Below are 15,372 nucleotides of genomic sequence, written 5' to 3'. Positions count from 1 at the left end.
CTGCGGCAGGCCCGTCAGCCGGCGGGCCCGTCAGCCGGCAGGCCCGTCAGCCGGCGGGGGCGATAGCCTGAAGGTATGAGCGATCTCATTCCGCGCATCGAACGGCTGGACCCTGAGGCTGACGCGGTGTTCCCCGCCGAAGCCGTACCGGAGCGGCTCGCCGGCGGCTTCGTATGGACCGAGGGCCCCGTCTACGTGCCTGCCCGGCGGCGCGTGGTGTTCTCCGATGTGCGAGCCAACCGCACCTGGGCGTGGACCGATGAGCAGCGGCTGGAGCCGGAGGAACATCCGAGTCATCACCAGAACGGCCATGTGATCGACGCGGAGGGACGCCTGATCGCGTGCTCGCACGGCCGCCGGGCGCTGCTGCGCCAGGAGGCGGACGGGTCCTGGACCACCCTTGCCGACTCCTTCGAGGGCCGCCGGCTCAGCAGCCCCAATGACGTCACCCTGCACACCGACGGCAGCCTGTGGTTCACGGACCCCACCTACGGCATCGACAAACCGGAGGAAGGCTACGGCGGCGAACGCGAACAGCCGGGCAACTTCGTGTACCGGCTCTCCCCCGACGGCGAGCTCACCGCTCCGATCCGAGACCGCAACAAGCCCAACGGCATCGAAAGCGTCGCCGAGGATCGCATCCTCCTGGCCGACACCGGCGATGCCGCGACCTACGCGTACCGGGTGGACCCCGCGGGAACGGCCACCCTGGAACGGGAGTGGTTCCGGGTCTCCCCCGGCAAGACCGACGGGCTGCGGGCGGACGAGGAGGGACGGATCTTCTCCTCCGCCGGCGACGGGGTCCATGTATTCTCCGGCGACGGCACCCGGACGCTGGCGAAGGTGCTGCTGCCGGCGACTGCGGCGAACCTGTGCTTCGGTGGCCGTGACGGGCGCGAGCTGTTCATCACGGCCACCGATGCGCTCTGGCGGGTCCCGGTGCTGGTGCGCGGCCGCTGGCAGCGCTCAGCCTGAGCGTCCCGGCCCAGCGCCGGTCACCTGGCCAGCTGGCGGGCGGGTTCTCAGGCGAGGCCCTGTTCGGCCAGCCAGTCGCCGGCGATGGTCTCCGGGGCGGCCTGTTCCTCCACGCTGCGGGCGTTGAGGGCGAGCAGCTGCTCCTGGGTGAGCGCCGCATTGACCTCTTCGATCAGGGCGGCCACATCGTCGCTGAGGTCCTCGGACACCACCGGCACGACGTTCTGCGGGAGGACGAGGTGCTGAGGGTCCTCCAGCACGACCAGGTCGTTCGCCTCGATGGCAGGATCGGCCGAGTAGATATCCGCGATCTGCACATCGCCGTCCAGGAGCGCCCGGAGGGTCAGCGGCCCGCCCGAGTCTTCCACCGGCAGGAGCGTGACCTCCACGCCGTACACCTCACGCAGGCCGCCGGGTCCGTACGGGCGGGTCTCGAACTCGGAGTTCGCCGCGATGCGCAGGTCCTCGTCGACGCCGGCCAGATCCTCGACGCTGCGCAGATCGTGCTCCTGGGCGAACTCGCTGGTGACGACGTAGCTGTCCTGATCGGTGGCCTCGGCGGGCGCAAGCGGCACGAGCCCCTCCGGCAGAGCCTCGGCCAGGGCCTGCTGGATCTCGTCGGCGCTCGACGCCTCGGATTCCGGGTCCAGGTACTGCAGGAGATTGCCGCTGTACTCGGGGAACACGTCGATGGCGCCCTGCTCCAGCTCGGGCATGTAGACCTCACGCTGGCCGATCTCGAACTCGCGCTGGACCTCGTAGCCGCCGGCCTCGAGTCGCTGGGCGTATGCTTCGGCGATGATCGTATTGGAGTAGTACAGCTGAGAGCCGACGATGATGGCGCCCTCATCGGTGTCGGCGGGGCCGAGCGGATCGTCGCTGCCGCAGGCGGTCAGGGCCAGCAGCGGGACGGCCGCGGCGGCCAGCAGCGCGTGTGTGGGCTTTCGAATCGTCATGGCTGGTCCTTTGCGTTGTCGTTGCGTGGATGATCGTGTCGCCGGGTGAGCGGCTCCGGGGGTTCTCCCGTTCGGGGCGGGGAGCACCGGAGCCGGCTGCCGTCTCCGGGGTTCGTCGTGCCGCCGCTCGCCGGCCGTCGTGCGGTCCTCCTCATCGGCTGTCCTCATCGGGCCTCCCGCAGGCGGCCGGTCCGGGCCAGTCCGGGCGCGTAGGACAGGAGGCGCTGGACGACTTCGAAGCAGGCGTCCAGGAGGATCGCGAGCAGGATGACCACCAGGGAGGCGCCTAGCATCATCGGGTAGTCATAGGTGCGCAGGCCCAGGAACAGGGGCCTGCCCAGGCCCCCGGCGCCCACATACGCCGCGAGCGTCGCCGTGGCGGTGACCTGGAGCACGGCCAGGCGCAGGCCGCCGATGACGATCGGGAGCCCCAGGGGCACCTCGACGCGCCACAGGACCTGCCAGGCGTTCATCCCCTGGGCCCGGGCGGCGTCCACGGTGGCGCGGTCCACCGACTCCACCCCGGCGTAGGCGCCGGCCAGGATCGAGGGCACCGCCAGGACCACGAGGGCGATGAGCGGTGCGACCAGGCCGACCCCGGCGGCGAGCGCGGCCAGGGTGAGGAGTCCGAGGGTCGGCAGCGCGCGCACCGCTCCGCTGCTGAGCACCGCCGCAGCGCGGCCCCGTCCGGTGTGTCCGATCGCCAGGCCGGCGGGAAGGGCGATCACGGCGGCGATGAGCACCGCCACCGCGGTGTATCCCAGGTGCTCGGTGGCCCGCGCGCCGAGCTGCCCGGGACCGGTCCAGGTCTGCGCGTCCAGCAGCCAGTCCACGGCCGCGCTCAGGTGGTTCATCGCCGGCTCCAGGGCATGAGGAGGCGGCCCAGGAGGACCAGGAGCAGATCCAGCAGCAGTGCCAGCAGGACCGTCATGGCGATTCCCGCGGCGACGGCGGCGACGATGCCGCGCTGGAAGCCGTCGGTGAACAGCGATCCCAGGCTCTGCACGCCCAGGACGGCGGAGACGCTGACCAGGCTGATGGTGCTCACTGATACGACTCGCAGGCCGGCCAGCAGCGCGGGCCCTGCCAGCGGGAGTTCCACAGTCCAGAACCGCCCGCGGGACGAATGCCCCAGCGCGGTGGCGGCCAGGCGCGTGTCCTCGTCGACCGCGTCGAGGGCATCGGCGGCGGAGCGGACCATGAGGGCCAGGCCGAAGAGCGTGAGCGCCACGATGACGTTGAGCGTGTCGCGCACGCCCGTGCCGATGAGCACCGGGAGGACGATGAACAGCGGCAGCGAGGGCACGGCGTACAGCAGGCCGGTGCCGCCGAGGATCAGGGCCCGGGCCGGGCGCAGCCGGTTCGCCAGCCTGGCCAGCGGCAGGGAGAGCAGGAAGGCGGCGGCGATCGCGGGCAGGCTCAGCTGCAGGTGCGCGCCGGTCAGCCCCAGGATGTGGCCGGCATTGGCCATGACCCAGTCCACCGGTCTCAGCCCGGTCCCTCGCGGGCGGGGTCGTCCGGCAGAACGCCCAGCGGCCGGCCGCCGGCGTCAGAGACGAGCCACCCTCCACCGGGCTGGGGCCGGGCCCGCAGGCTGCGCCGCCCGGCGTCCAGGCCGAGGAACCGCGCGACGAAGTCGTTTGCCGGAGCCGCGACGATCTCCTCCGGCGTGCCGGCCTGGGCGATCTGCCCGCCGGGCTGCAGGACCACGATCTGATCACCGAGGGCCAGCGCCTCGTCGATGTCGTGGGTGACGAAGAGAATGGTCTTGCGCAGCTGGGTCTGCAGCCGCCGGAGCTCGCGTTGCAGCTCCATCCGCACGAGCGGGTCCACCGCGCCAAAGGGTTCGTCCATCAGGAGGATGTTCGGATCGCTCGCCAGCGCCCGGGCGACGCCGACGCGCTGCTGCTGCCCGCCGGAGAGCTGGCCCGGGTAGCGGCGGGCGAGCCCGGAGTCCAGTCCCACGGTGCGCATCAGCTCGCGGGCACGCTCGTGGGCGGCGCCGCGGGGCATCCCGGTCAGCCGTGGCACGGTGGCGATGTTGTCGATCACGCGGCGATGCGGGAGCAGACCGGAGTTCTGCATCACGTAACCGATCCGGCGGCGCAGCGCGACGGGCGCCTCCTGGGCCACGTCCTCGCCGTCGATCAGCACCCGGCCGGAGGTGGGGTCGACCATCCGGTTGACCATCCGCAGCAGGGTCGTCTTGCCGCAGCCGGAGGAGCCCAGCAGCACGGTCGTGGTGTGCGAGGGGATGCGCAGGCTGAACTCCCCGACGGCGACCGTGCCGTCCGGGTAGGTCTTCCCAGCCCGCTCGAACTCGATCATGGGTCCTCGGTCGCTCCTCTGGAGTTCCGCGGCCGCCCCAGCTGGTGCCGCAGGAACAACAGCCAGCGCGCCTGCAGTGCCGCCGCCTGAGCGTTGTCGGAGGCACCTGCGTGGCCGCCGTCGAGCTCCTCGTGGAAGTACGCCTGCGCATAGCCCAGCTCGGCCAGCCGGGCTGCCATCTTCCGCGCCTGAACGGGGCCGACCCGGTCGTCGCTGGTGGCGGTCCACAGCAGGATCGGCGGGTAGTCCCGGCCGGGACGCACCTGGTGGTAGGGCGAGAATCCGCGGATGAACTCCCAGTCGTCCGGGTCGTCCGGATCCCCGTACTCGGCGATCCAGGAGGCGCCCGCGGACAGCTTGGTGTACCGGCGCATGTCCAGCAGCGGGACGCCGCACGACAGCGCAGCGAACAGGTCCGGGTAGCGGGTGAGCATATTGCCCATCAGGAGCCCGCCGTTGCTGCCGCCGTGCGCGGTCAGGTATTCCGGGCTGGTGATGCCTCGTGCGACGAGGTCCCGGGCGACCGCGGCGAAGTCCTCGTAGGCCCGGGGGCGTTTCTCCCGCAGCGCCGCGCGGTGCCAGCGCGGACCGTACTCCCCGCCGCCGCGGATATTGGCCAGGACATAGACTCCCAGGCGGCCGCGGTCGTCGGCGCGCTGGAGCCAGCCGCGGCCGATGGTGCCGCTGTAGCCGGGCAGGCGGGAGACGAGGAAGCCGCCGTATCCCGTCAGCAGGGTGGGATTGGCGCCGTCGAGCGGCATCTGAACCGGCGCCACCAGGAAGTAGGGGACCTGGGTGCCGTCATCCGATGTGGCGAAGTGCTGTTCCACCTGGTGCGTGGAGGCGTCGAAGAATTCCGGTCCCCTGCGGATCTCCTCCGCCTCGATCCGGGGGGCGGCGTCGCCGGTCTGTGCCCCGCCCGTGCCGGCGTCGCCCGCGATGATGCGGCCGCGCAGCAGCGTGGTCGGGGTGAGGAAGCCCGTCGTCGTGATCCAGACGTCGTCCGATTCGTGGGCGTCCACCGCGCCCACCGAGAGATCCTGGAGGGGCAGACCGAGATCGGCCTCATGCCGGGCGAACCCTCGGGCCGGCTCGGCGATCTCGACGACGCTCGCGACGTCCCGCAGGAGGTTCAGCACGAGGTAGTTCCTGGTCCAGCTGATCCCGGCCAGGCTGGTCCGCTCATCCGGCTCGAACACGGCCCGCAGACCGGTGCCGTCACGCTGGAAGTCCTCCAGCCGGCCGATCACGAGGGAACCGGGGGCGTACGCCCGGCCATGGTGCTCCCATTCCAGCTGCGGGGAGAGGACGAGCCATTCGCGATGCAGTCCCACCTCGACGTGCTCGGGCACCTCGATGCGCTGCCACTGGGGTTTCCCGCGGGGCGGGCCCTGGCTGACGTAGCTACGGGAGCTATGGAAGTCGATGACGTCCACCGCCACGGTGCGCTCGAACCCCGGCGTCCAGTCGTAGCCGGCGCCGGCCATCAGGTGCGAGGTCTCGACCTCGTGGACGATCTCCGCGTCCTGGAGCTCCTGCCCGCGGCGGAGTCGCCGCACCCGGCGGGGATAGGTGGATTCGGTGGCGTCGTCCTCCCCGGCGATGGTGCTCACCAGGATCTCGTCCCGGTCCACCCAGGAGACGCTCGACTTCGCCGTCGGCAGCCGGAAGCCGTTCTCCACCCAGCGAGCGGATTCGAAGTCGAACTCCCGCCACTGCCCGGCGTCACCGCCATCCGGGGACAGCTTCACCAGGACGCGGGAGAAGCCGGGGCGCAGATAGGCCGTGCCCGCGAAGACCCAGTCGACGCCTTCCTCGGCGGCCAGGGCGTCCACGTCCAGCAGGACCTCCCAGCGGGGAGACCCGCTGCGGTACTCCTCCCAGGTGGTACGCCGCCACACGCCGCGCGGATGCTCCGCGTCCCGCCAGAAGTTGACATACCAGTCGCCGCGCTTGCTCACCCCCGGGATCTTCTCCGGGGAGTCCAGCACCTCCAGGAGTTCCGCGCGCAGCGACTCGTGCTCCGCACCGGCCGCGCCACCGTGCAGGAGCGCCTCGGTGCGCGCGTTCTGCTCGCGCACCCAGGAGAGCGCTTCCTCGCCGTGGATGTCCTCCAGCCACAGCCAGGGATCGTACGGGTCGGGGGCGGCGCCGGCGCCATGGGTATCGGGGACGACCGCGTCAGTCATGTGCCCCACCCTATACAGCGGCACGGACACCGTCGTCGGTGACCGCCTGAGACAGACGCCGCCCTCCCCTATCGGGACGAAAGGCGTCTGTGAGAGCATGGCGGCATGCGGATCACACATCTGGGACACGCATGCGTACTGGTAGAAGCCGCCGAGACCCGGATCCTGATCGATCCGGGGTCGTTCTCCTCCGAATGGCACGATGCCCAGCGCCTCGACGGGGTGCTCATCACGCATCAGCACCTCGACCACGTCGATCCCGAGCGCGCCTCCACCCTGCTGCTGAACAATCCCCACGCGAGCGTTTTCACGGCCGACGACGTCCATGAGACCGTCGAACTGCCGGGGGCGCGGTCCGTCGCGCCGGGCGACCGGATGCACATCGGCGGTCTGGAGATCGAAGCCGTCGGCGGCGACCACGCGATCATCCACCAGGACATCCCGCGCATCCACAACCTCGGCTACGTCGTGCGGGTGCCGGACGCCCCGGAAGAGCCGGTCTTCTTCCACCCGGGAGACTCCCTGGAGGCCGTCCCGGAGGGCGTGGACGTCCTCGCTCTGCCGATCATGGGCCCCTGGGCGGCGATGAAGGAGCACGTGGAGTTCGTCCGCGCCCTGGGCGTGCCGGCGCACAGCGTCCCGATCCACGACGAGCTGCTCTCGGATCGCGGCCGTGAGCTGCTCGGCCGTCAGATCGGGAACCTCACCGGCACCGAGGTCGTCTGGTTGCGTGGCGGCAAGAGCCGGGACTTCTAGACCTCCCCCGGATCGCTTCGCCCCGGTCCCGCGCACCCCGCCCCCGCGAGCCCGCCAAACAACACCGTAGTGCCAGAACACCACCGTCTACGGTGTTGTTCTGGCACTTACAGGTTGTCCTGTCACGTGCGGGAGGGCTCGCCGCGAACAGGCGAACGGGCACTGCCGCAGGGCCCGCCAGGCCCGCACACCCGTCAGTCCCGCGCGTCCGCCAAGCGTCGCGCACCCGCCAAGCCCGCACACCCGTCCTCAGGCGTCGTAGCCGCTCCAGCCGTAGAGCCGCCGGAGCAGTCCGCATAGCGCCTCCAGCCCGGGCACGGCCTCGCCCCGGTGCCAGGCGAGCCGCACCTGGAGCGGTGGCGCATCGGCGATCACCCGGTAGCGCACGCCCTGCCTGCGGTGCTGCTGGGCGGTGGCCTCGGAGCTGATCCCGACGGCGCGGCCGGCCGCGAGCGCATCGAGCCAGCCGTCGATGTCGGCCACTTCCAGAACGCCCGCCGGGCCTGCGCCGGCCGGCCAGAGCTGCAGGTTGGTGGTCCCGGCGCGGGTGTCCACCAGGAGCCTGCGTCCGGCGAAGTCCTTCATCCGCACCCTGCTCCGCGAGGCCCAGGGATCGTCCGCCGCGAAGGCGGCCACGCGACGTTCCACTCCCACCGGCACGGATTCGTACCGCCGGGCATCGGGAGCGGTGCGCACCAGCGCCGCGTCCACCAGGCCCTCGGCCAGGCCGGCACTGGCGCCGTTGACCCGGACCAGGGCCAGGTCGATCCCGGGCTGCTCGCGATCCCAGCCCCGCTGCAGCGCCACCGTGTGCCGGCCGGCCGCAGCCCAGGCGTAGCCGAGCCGCAGGCTGCGCTGGCCGCTCATCTGCGCATCGAGGCGCCCGGCGATCTCCAGCAGATGCCGCCCGCGCACGACGGCTGCCTGTCCCTCCTCGGTGAGCACCGCTTCGCGCGCCTGCCGGCGCACCAGCACGACGCCCCAGGCCGCCTCCAGGGCGCGTAGCGTCCGGGAGACCTGCGCCTGGGAGAGACCGAGGGCAAGACCCGCGTCGGTGAGCGTGCCGGTCTCCGCGATGGCGATCAGGCAGCGGATGTGACGCAGCTCCCAATCCATACCTGAAGCGTATACCTCGGGCGTGGCGCGCATTATGCGCGGTGTCGCGTCACGGCGCACAATGCGAGACATGACCCATCCCGAGCGCCCGGCCCGCGGCCTGGCGGTGATCTCCGTGAGCGCCCTGAGCACCCAGTCTGGCGCGGCCACCGGTTCCCTGGCCTTCGGCACGCTCGGGCCGCTCGGCGTCGTGGCCGCCCGGCAGATCGTCGCGGCTCTCGTGCTGCTGGTCCTCACCCGGCCCCGGGTGCATCGGCTCACCCGGGAGCAGTGGCCGCCCATCGTGCTGCTGGCGGTGCTCTTCGCCAGCATGAACTCCTCGCTCTACGCCGCGGTGGAGCGGGTCGGCCTGGGCACCGCCGTCACCATCGAGTTCCTCGGCCCGCTCGCGGTGGCACTGCTGTCCTCCCGGCGGTGGCGCGATGCGGTCTGCGCGACGCTGGCGCTGGCCGGGATCGTACTGCTCACCCGGCCCGGTCCCTCCAGCGACCTGATCGGCCTGGGGCTGGCCGTGCTGGCCAGCGCCTCCTGGGCCGGGTACATCATGGCCAACCGCGCCGTGGGCAGGCTGGTGCCCGGGGTCCAGGGCACGGCGGTGGCGATGACGCTCTCGGCCGTGGGCCTGCTGCCGGTCGCGGCGATCATCATCTGGCAGGAGCGCCCACCCGTGGAGGCCTATCTCTTCGCCGCCGCAGCCGGGCTGTTCGCCTCGGCCGTGCCGTACACGCTGGACCTGATCGTGCTGCGCCGGATCAGCCCGGTGGTGTTCGGCCTGGGCATGTCTCTGCACCCGGTGTTCGCCGCGCTCATCGGTGCCGTCGCCCTGCACCAGCACCTGCCGGCCCTGGCCTGGACCGGCATCGGCCTGGTGGCCGTCAGCAACGCCCTCACGCTCATCGGCGCCCGGCCTCCCCGGCATGTCCAGCGCCGGAGGATCGCGCTGCCGCCACGGCGCAGGCGCCATCGCCGTAGCGCCGGCGCGAACCACCCGGGCACCGGCTGAACGCTCCGCTCAGCCGACCGCGCTCACCCGCTTGCCGCGCCAGTACCGCCACAGCTGGGCGCCGAGCACGAGGGCGATCGCGGCCAGGAACATCCCCGAGCCGATGACGTTCGCCTCCGCCGGGATGCCGCGCGTCGCGGCCACGTAGATGAACTGCGGGAACGTCGTGAAGGGGCCGGAGTTGAAGTTCGCCACGATGAAGTCGTCGAAGCTCATCGCGAAGCTCAGCAGGGCCGCCGCGACGATACCGGGCACCAGTAGCGGGAACGTGACCTTCCAGAAGGTCATCGGCCCCGAGGCGTAGAGGTCCGCGGCGGCCTCCTCCAGCTTCGGGTCGAGCGAGGCGATCCGGGCGCGGATGGTCACCACCACGAAGGACATGCAGAACATGATGTGCGAGATGATCGTCGTCGTCATGCCCAGCTCGACGCCCAGGTTGAGGAACTGGGACAGCAACGAGGCGCCCAGCACCACCTCGGGAGTGGCCAGCGGGAGGAACACCAGGATGTTCGCCGTCCCGGAGAACCGGAATCGGTACCGTTCCAGCCCGAATGCCAGCAGGGTGCCCAGCACCGTCGCGACGACGGTCGCGATGACGCCCACCTGGAGCGAGTTGACGAAGGCCTCGCAGACCTGCGGCGCACCGCAGGGGTTCTGCCAGTTGGAGAGCGTGAACCCGCGCCAGGACAGGTTCGTCCGGCCCGCGTCGTTGAACGAGAAGACGAAGATGTACGCGATGGGGACGAGCAGGTAGACGAACGCCAGCCCGCCAAAGACCGGGATGAACCACCGGCTGAGATCGAACTTCCTCATACCAGCTCCTTCGTACCGAACCGGCGGACGTACAGCGTCACCAGGATCAGGATGGCGAACATCAGCACGAAGGACAGCGCGGAGGCCTGCGGGTAGTCCACCGCGCGGAAGAACCGGGAGTCGATGACCTGCCCGATCATCGTCGTGTTCTGGTTGTTGCCCAGCAGGACCGCATTGACGTAGTCGCCGCTGGCGGGGATGAAGGTCAGCAGGGTGCCGGCCAGCACGCCCGGCATCGACAGCGGCAGCGTCACCTTCCGGAACGTCTCGAACGGCGAGGCGTACAGGTCACCGCCGGCCTCGATCAGCCGCAGGTCCATCCGCTCCAGATTGGCGTAGATCGGCAGCGTCATGAACGGCAGGAAGTTGTAGGTCAGGCCGCAGACCACCGCGAAGGCGGTGGCGGTGAGCCGGCCGTCCTCGGGCAGGATCGCCACGGCCTTCAGGAACCCGACGACGACCCCCTCATCGGAGAGGATCAGGCGCCAGGACTGGGTGCGCAGAATGAAGCTGGAGAAGAACGGCGCGATGATCAGGACCAGCAGCAGGCCCTGCAGCAGCGGCTTGCCGCGCAGCCGCACCGCCACCAGGTACGCCATCGGGTACCCGATCAGCAGCGCCGCGATGGTGGCGATCAGCGCGAACCCGAAGGACCGGAGGAACGCCTCCCAGTACAGCGACAGGACCTCGGCGTAGGTGCCGAACTCCAGCCCCGGCTCGTACACCCCTATGGCCGCGCCCTCGGGGCGGGTGTAGAGCGACATCGCCAGCAGCGAGAAGACCGGCACGGCGAAGAACGCCACCGCGAAGAGCAGGCCGGGGACCACCAGCATCATCCCCACCCGGCCGCGTCGCCGGTGTTCCCTCAGTTCCTCCGGGCTGCGCTCCTGGGCGTTCCCGCCCGGCTTCCCCGCTGGGCCCGCCGTGGTGGTGCCCACCGCACCGGCAGAGCCCGCGGGGCCGGCCGCGTCGGCAGCGCTGGCAGCGTCATCAGCGTCATCAGTGGCCCGTGCGCTCATCAGACCTCCTCGACCCCCGCTTCGGTGTCGGAGTCCCCGGGGAGACCGAAGACGTTCCGCTCGTCCCACCACAGGTCCACCTCGGCACCCTCGGCGAACACCTCGCTGCGGAGGTTCTGCGAGAAGACCTCGAACTCCCCGGCACCGGGAACGTCGACGGTGTACTCGGTGGAGACACCCGTGTAGGAGGTGCTCAGGACCCTGCCGCCGGAGACCTTTGTCCAGCCGTGCTCCCCCGGTCCGGGCTCGCCGGGCCGGACGGCGACGATCTTCTCCGGTCGGATCCCGGCGATGACCTGGCCGTTCGACTGCACGGCACGGGCGGCGGGAAGCCGTGTCAGATGCGGGCCGAAGCCCAGTTCCAGCCAGTCCCCCGTGCTGCCGCTGACCTGTGCGGTGAACAGGTTCGATTTGCCCAGGAAGTTCGCCACGAAGGCGGTGCGGGGCAGGTCGTAGAGCTCCTCGGGCGGGCCGATCTGCTCGATCCGGCCGGCGTTCATCACCGCGACCGTGTCGGCCATGGTCATGGCCTCCTCCTGATCGTGGGTGACGTGGATGAAGGTCAGGCCGACCTCGTGCTGGATGGTCTTCAGCTCGGTCTGCATCTGCCGGCGCAGTTTCATGTCCAGCGCGCCGAGCGGCTCGTCGAGCAGCAGCACATGCGGCCGGTTGACCACCGCCCGGGCCAAGGCGACGCGCTGCTGCTGCCCGCCGGAGAGCTGGGCGGGCCGCCGGGCGGACAGATGGTCCAGCTCGACCAGCGCCAGGGCCTCGCGCGCCCTCGCCTCGGCGTCGGCGACTCTCCTGCGCCGCAGGCCGAAGGCGACGTTCTCCAGGATGCTCAGATGCGGGAACAGCGCGTAGTTCTGGAAGACCGTGTTGACGTTCCGCTGATGCGCCCGGGTGGCGGTGACGTCCTCATCGCCGATGAGGATCCGGCCCCGGGTGGGATGCTCCAGGCCCGCGATCATCCGCAGCGTCGTGGTCTTCCCGCAGCCGGAGGGTCCCAGCAGCGCGAAGAACCGGCCGGCCGGGACGCGCAGGTCCAGGTCGTCCACGGCGAGGTAGTCGCCGAAGCGCTTGGTGATGGACTCCAGCCTCAGATCCGCGCCGCCGGCCGGGGCGCCCGCACCGGTCGCGCCGCCGGTGTCCGCCGCATTAACCGTATTCGTCATGGCCGCGTCAGTTTCCGATCGTCCGCTGGAACAGGTCGATGAACTCGCTCTCCTCGTCCGCTTCCAGGGCGCGGAACACGGAGACGTGCTGCAGGTCCTCGTCGGAGGGGAAGATCAGCGGGTCGTCCACGAGTTCGGGGTCGACCTGTTCCATGGCCTCCTTCGCCCCGACCACGGGGCAGACGAAGTTCACATAGGCGGCGACCTCGGCGGCCACCTCGGGATCGAGGTAGTAGTTCATCAGGGTCTCGGCGTTGGTCTTGTGGGTGGCGCCCATCGGCACCAGGAGGTTGTCCGACCAGAGCGTGCCGCCGGCCTCGGGGATGACGAACTCCCAGCGGTCGCCCTCCTCGAAGTTCAGCTGGGTGATGTCGCCGGACCAGCAGATCGCGGCGAGCGCATCGCCGGAGACGAGGTCCTCCTTGTAGTCGTTGCCGCGGACCTGGCGGATCTGCCCGCTGGTGATGTTCTCGGCCAGGACGTCGATGGCGTTCTCGAAGTCCTCGGCGGTGAAGCTCGTGATGTCCACGCCCTCGTCCAGCATCAGCAGGCCCATGGTGTCGCGCATCTCGTCGAGCACCGTGACCCGTCCGCGCAGCTCCGGCGTGTTCCACAGGTCTGAGACCGAGTGCAGCCCGTCGGGCAGTTCCTCCTTGTTCCAGGCGATGCCGGCCATGCCCGACTGCCAGGTGACCGAGCGCTGACGGCCCGGGTCGAACTCCACGTCGAGGAGGTTCGGCAGCAGGTTCTGCAGATTGGGGATGTTCGCGTGGTCGAGTTCCTGCACCACGCCCTGGCTGATCAGCCGCGCGGCCATCCAGTCGGTGAAGGTCACGATGTCCTGGCCGAAGTCCTGGCCGGCGTTCAGCTGGGACTGGATCGTGCCGTAGTACGTCTCGTTGCCGTTGATGTCCTCGGCGTAGGTGACCTCGATGCCGGTCTGCTCCTGGAAGCGCTCCAGGCTGGGGTAGGTCCTGGTGGAGTCGTCGTAGTCCAGGTACAGGGTCCAGTTGGCCCAGAAGAGCTGCTTCTCCTGCTCCGAGAGGTCCTCGGCCGGGCTGAGGCCTTCGCTGCTGGTGCCGGTGCCGGAGGTACCGCAGGCGGCGAGGGCGCCCAGCATGCCGGCGGCGCCGATGCCGGTCATGAGCGAGCGCCGGGACATCCGCCGGGATGCCAGCTGGGCGGCGACCAGCGAGCGGATGAGCGGATCTTTCGGGAGGGGTTTCCGGGTGGACATCATGTGCTCCTTCGTGGTGAGGACCTGGTGAAGACGGGAGGGGCGGCCGGCGCCCGCGCGGCTCAGCCGCGGTCCCGGAAGACCGCGTCGTGCCAGTCGCGGGTGGAGCCGGGGCTCCGGTCGATGAGGACGTGCTTGATGTTCGTGTACTCCTCCAGGGAGTAGGCGGACATGTCCTTGCCGAACCCGGAGGACTTGTATCCGCCGTGGGGCATCTCGGACATGATCGGGATGTGCTCGTTGATCCAGACGGTCCCGGCGGCGATCTCCTCGGCGGCGCGCATGGAGCGGTTCACCGAGGAGGTCCAGGCGCTGGCGGCCAGGCCGTACGGGGTGTCGTTGGCCAGGGCGATCGCCTCGTCGTCCGTCTCGAAGGGCAGCGCGACCAGGACCGGGCCGAAGATCTCCTGCTGGACGACCTCGCTGTCCTGCTCGGCACCGACGATGAGGGTGGGACGGTAGAACGCCGAGCCTGCCGGCACGTCCTGGGGTGCCTCTCCGCCGGTGAGCACGCGCGCGCCGGAGGCCTGCGCCCGCTCAACGAACCCGGCCACGCGGTCCCGGTGGGCCACCGAGATGAGCGAGCCGAGGTCAGTGTCCTCGTCGCTGGGATCGCCGATGACGATCTGCTCCATCAGAGCGGCCACCCGCTCGGTGAACTCGCCGAAGAGGGAGCGGTGCACATAGGCGCGGGTGGCGGCGGTGCAGTCCTGTCCGCCGTTGATGAGCGATCCGGCGATGGCGCCGCGGGCGGCGGCCTCGACATCGGCGTCGTCGAACACGACGAAGGGCGCCTTGCCGCCGAGTTCCAGGTGGACCCGCTTGCCGGTGCCGGCGGCGATCTCCATGATGCGGCGGCCCACGGCGGTGGAGCCGGTGAAGGAGGTCATGGCCACGTCAGGATGGCCGACGAGCGCTTCTCCGGTGACCCGGCCGTAGCCGTTGACGACGTTGATCACGCCCGGCGGGATGCCGGCCTCGGAGGCGGCCCGGGCGAAGGCGAGGGTGGTGGAGGGGGTGAGCTCGCTAGGCTTGAGCACGATGGCGTTGCCGGCGGCGACCGCGGGCAGGATCTTCCAGGCGGCCATCTGCAGCGGGTAGTTCCAGGGCGCGATGGAGCCGATGACGCCGATCGGCTCACGGCGGATCATCGACGTCGCACCGGGCCAGTATTCCCCAGCGGAGAGCCCCTGCAGGTGACGGGCCGCGCCGGCGAAGAACACGGTGTTGTCGATGGATCCTGGCACGTCGAAGCCGGTGGCCAGGCGGATGCTCTTCCCGGTCTCGCGGGATTCGGTGGCGGCGAGTTCGTCTGCCTGGTCTCGCAGCGCCTGCGCCCAGGCCAGCATCAGGTCGCTGCGTTCACCCGGGGTCAGCCGGGACCAGGCGGGGAAGGCGTTCTTGGCCGCCTGCACGGCAGCATCGACGTCAGCGGGCTCAGCGGCGGTCAGTGTGCCGGTCACCTCCGCGGTGGCCGGATTGATGACCTCGATCTGCTCGCCGGAACCGGCGATCAGCTCCCCGTTGATGAACTGCACGATCTCTCACTTCCCGCCCTCTGGCGCTGTTCTGCTCTGCCGTACCGGCCGGTGCCCTTACCGGGCGTTACGGCCGCGGCCTTCCTCGGTGCGCGTGGCCGCGCCTGTCTCGTCACACTCGCCCCTGCGGCGTGTGCGCACGGGCGAGTGCCCTCATTAAACAGTGATAGCGATCACGATACAACGGCATCCATGAGTTGTTTACCGACTTGAAACGAAATCAGTGCAATGGTCACCGGGGTACTGCTTGAATCCGCAGCCCGGACA

Annotated in this window: 14 protein-coding genes; 3 read left to right on the top strand and 11 right to left on the bottom strand. The window is 70.4% G+C overall.

What is annotated here, in order from left to right; translation table 11 throughout:
* Positions 1-75 precede the first annotated feature (75 nt).
* Positions 76-975, top strand: a complete 900-nt coding sequence (locus IEW13_RS08350; RefSeq protein ID WP_188550489.1) for an SMP-30/gluconolactonase/LRE family protein — start codon at positions 76-78, stop codon at positions 973-975.
* A gap of 47 nt (positions 976-1,022) precedes the next feature.
* Here IEW13_RS08350 and IEW13_RS08345 read toward each other — a convergent pair whose 3' ends face one another.
* The 5 genes from IEW13_RS08345 to IEW13_RS08325 form a co-directional block, all read right to left on the bottom strand.
* Positions 1,023-1,931 (bottom strand): ABC transporter substrate-binding protein, encoded by a 909-nt coding sequence (locus IEW13_RS08345; protein WP_188550488.1) that lies wholly within the window; start codon positions 1,929-1,931, stop codon positions 1,023-1,025.
* Positions 1,932-2,095: 164 nt separating this feature from the next.
* On the bottom strand, positions 2,096-2,785 hold the full coding sequence (locus IEW13_RS08340) for an ABC transporter permease (protein WP_188550487.1): 690 nt from the start codon (positions 2,783-2,785) through the stop codon (positions 2,096-2,098).
* Entirely contained in the window at positions 2,782-3,402 is a 621-nt protein-coding gene (locus tag IEW13_RS08335) for an ABC transporter permease (protein WP_229745013.1), read from the bottom strand. The genes IEW13_RS08340 and IEW13_RS08335 overlap by 4 nt, the downstream gene beginning before the upstream one ends.
* Before the next feature lie 17 nt (positions 3,403-3,419).
* The gene (locus tag IEW13_RS08330; RefSeq protein ID WP_188550485.1) at positions 3,420-4,259 is read right to left on the bottom strand and encodes an ABC transporter ATP-binding protein; all 840 of its coding nucleotides are present in this window, start codon (positions 4,257-4,259) and stop codon (positions 3,420-3,422) included.
* Positions 4,256-6,448, bottom strand: a complete 2,193-nt coding sequence (locus IEW13_RS08325) for a prolyl oligopeptidase family serine peptidase (protein ID WP_188550484.1) — start codon at positions 6,446-6,448, stop codon at positions 4,256-4,258. The genes IEW13_RS08330 and IEW13_RS08325 overlap by 4 nt, the downstream gene beginning before the upstream one ends.
* Positions 6,449-6,553: 105 nt before the next feature.
* Here IEW13_RS08325 and IEW13_RS08320 point away from each other — a divergent pair, with 105 nt between their 5' ends.
* Positions 6,554-7,204, top strand: coding sequence for an MBL fold metallo-hydrolase (locus IEW13_RS08320; RefSeq protein WP_188550483.1), 651 nt, complete (start codon positions 6,554-6,556; stop codon positions 7,202-7,204).
* 249 nt (positions 7,205-7,453) lie between these two features.
* Here the strand turns inward: IEW13_RS08320 and IEW13_RS08315 are convergent, their stop codons facing one another.
* Positions 7,454-8,320 (bottom strand): LysR family transcriptional regulator, encoded by an 867-nt coding sequence (locus IEW13_RS08315; protein WP_188550482.1) that lies wholly within the window; start codon positions 8,318-8,320, stop codon positions 7,454-7,456.
* Positions 8,321-8,390: 70 nt separating this feature from the next.
* On the opposite strand from IEW13_RS08315, the gene IEW13_RS08310 reads away from it, so the two are divergent.
* Positions 8,391-9,323 (top strand): EamA family transporter, encoded by a 933-nt coding sequence (locus IEW13_RS08310; protein ID WP_229745012.1) that lies wholly within the window; start codon positions 8,391-8,393, stop codon positions 9,321-9,323.
* Positions 9,324-9,332: 9 nt separating this feature from the next.
* Here IEW13_RS08310 and IEW13_RS08305 read toward each other — a convergent pair whose 3' ends face one another.
* From IEW13_RS08305 to IEW13_RS08285, 5 genes are read right to left on the bottom strand one after another with little or no spacing between them, the layout of a single operon-like run.
* Entirely contained in the window at positions 9,333-10,136 is an 804-nt protein-coding gene (locus tag IEW13_RS08305; RefSeq protein ID WP_188550481.1) for an ABC transporter permease, read from the bottom strand.
* A complete protein-coding gene (locus IEW13_RS08300) occupies positions 10,133-11,155 on the bottom strand; it encodes an ABC transporter permease (RefSeq protein WP_188550480.1) in 1,023 nt (340 codons plus the stop codon). Before IEW13_RS08300 ends, IEW13_RS08305 begins: the two co-directional genes overlap by 4 nt.
* Positions 11,155-12,330: an ABC transporter ATP-binding protein gene (locus IEW13_RS08295; protein WP_188550479.1), complete on the bottom strand. Its 1,176-nt coding sequence runs from the start codon at positions 12,328-12,330 to the stop codon at positions 11,155-11,157. The genes IEW13_RS08300 and IEW13_RS08295 overlap by 1 nt, the downstream gene beginning before the upstream one ends.
* Positions 12,331-12,337: 7 nt before the next feature.
* Entirely contained in the window at positions 12,338-13,570 is a 1,233-nt protein-coding gene (locus IEW13_RS08290; RefSeq protein WP_188550478.1) for an ABC transporter substrate-binding protein, read from the bottom strand.
* A 59-nt stretch (positions 13,571-13,629) separates the two neighbouring features.
* Complete coding sequence (locus IEW13_RS08285; protein ID WP_188550588.1) at positions 13,630-15,108, bottom strand: gamma-aminobutyraldehyde dehydrogenase; 1,479 nt, start codon at positions 15,106-15,108, stop codon at positions 13,630-13,632.
* Positions 15,109-15,372 lie beyond the last annotated feature (264 nt).

Source organism: Sediminivirga luteola (assembly GCF_014639315.1).
Classification (GTDB): domain Bacteria; phylum Actinomycetota; class Actinomycetes; order Actinomycetales; family Brevibacteriaceae; genus Sediminivirga; species Sediminivirga luteola.
Note: the sequence above shows the minus strand (reverse complement) of the source record. Positions and strands in the feature narration are given on the sequence as shown.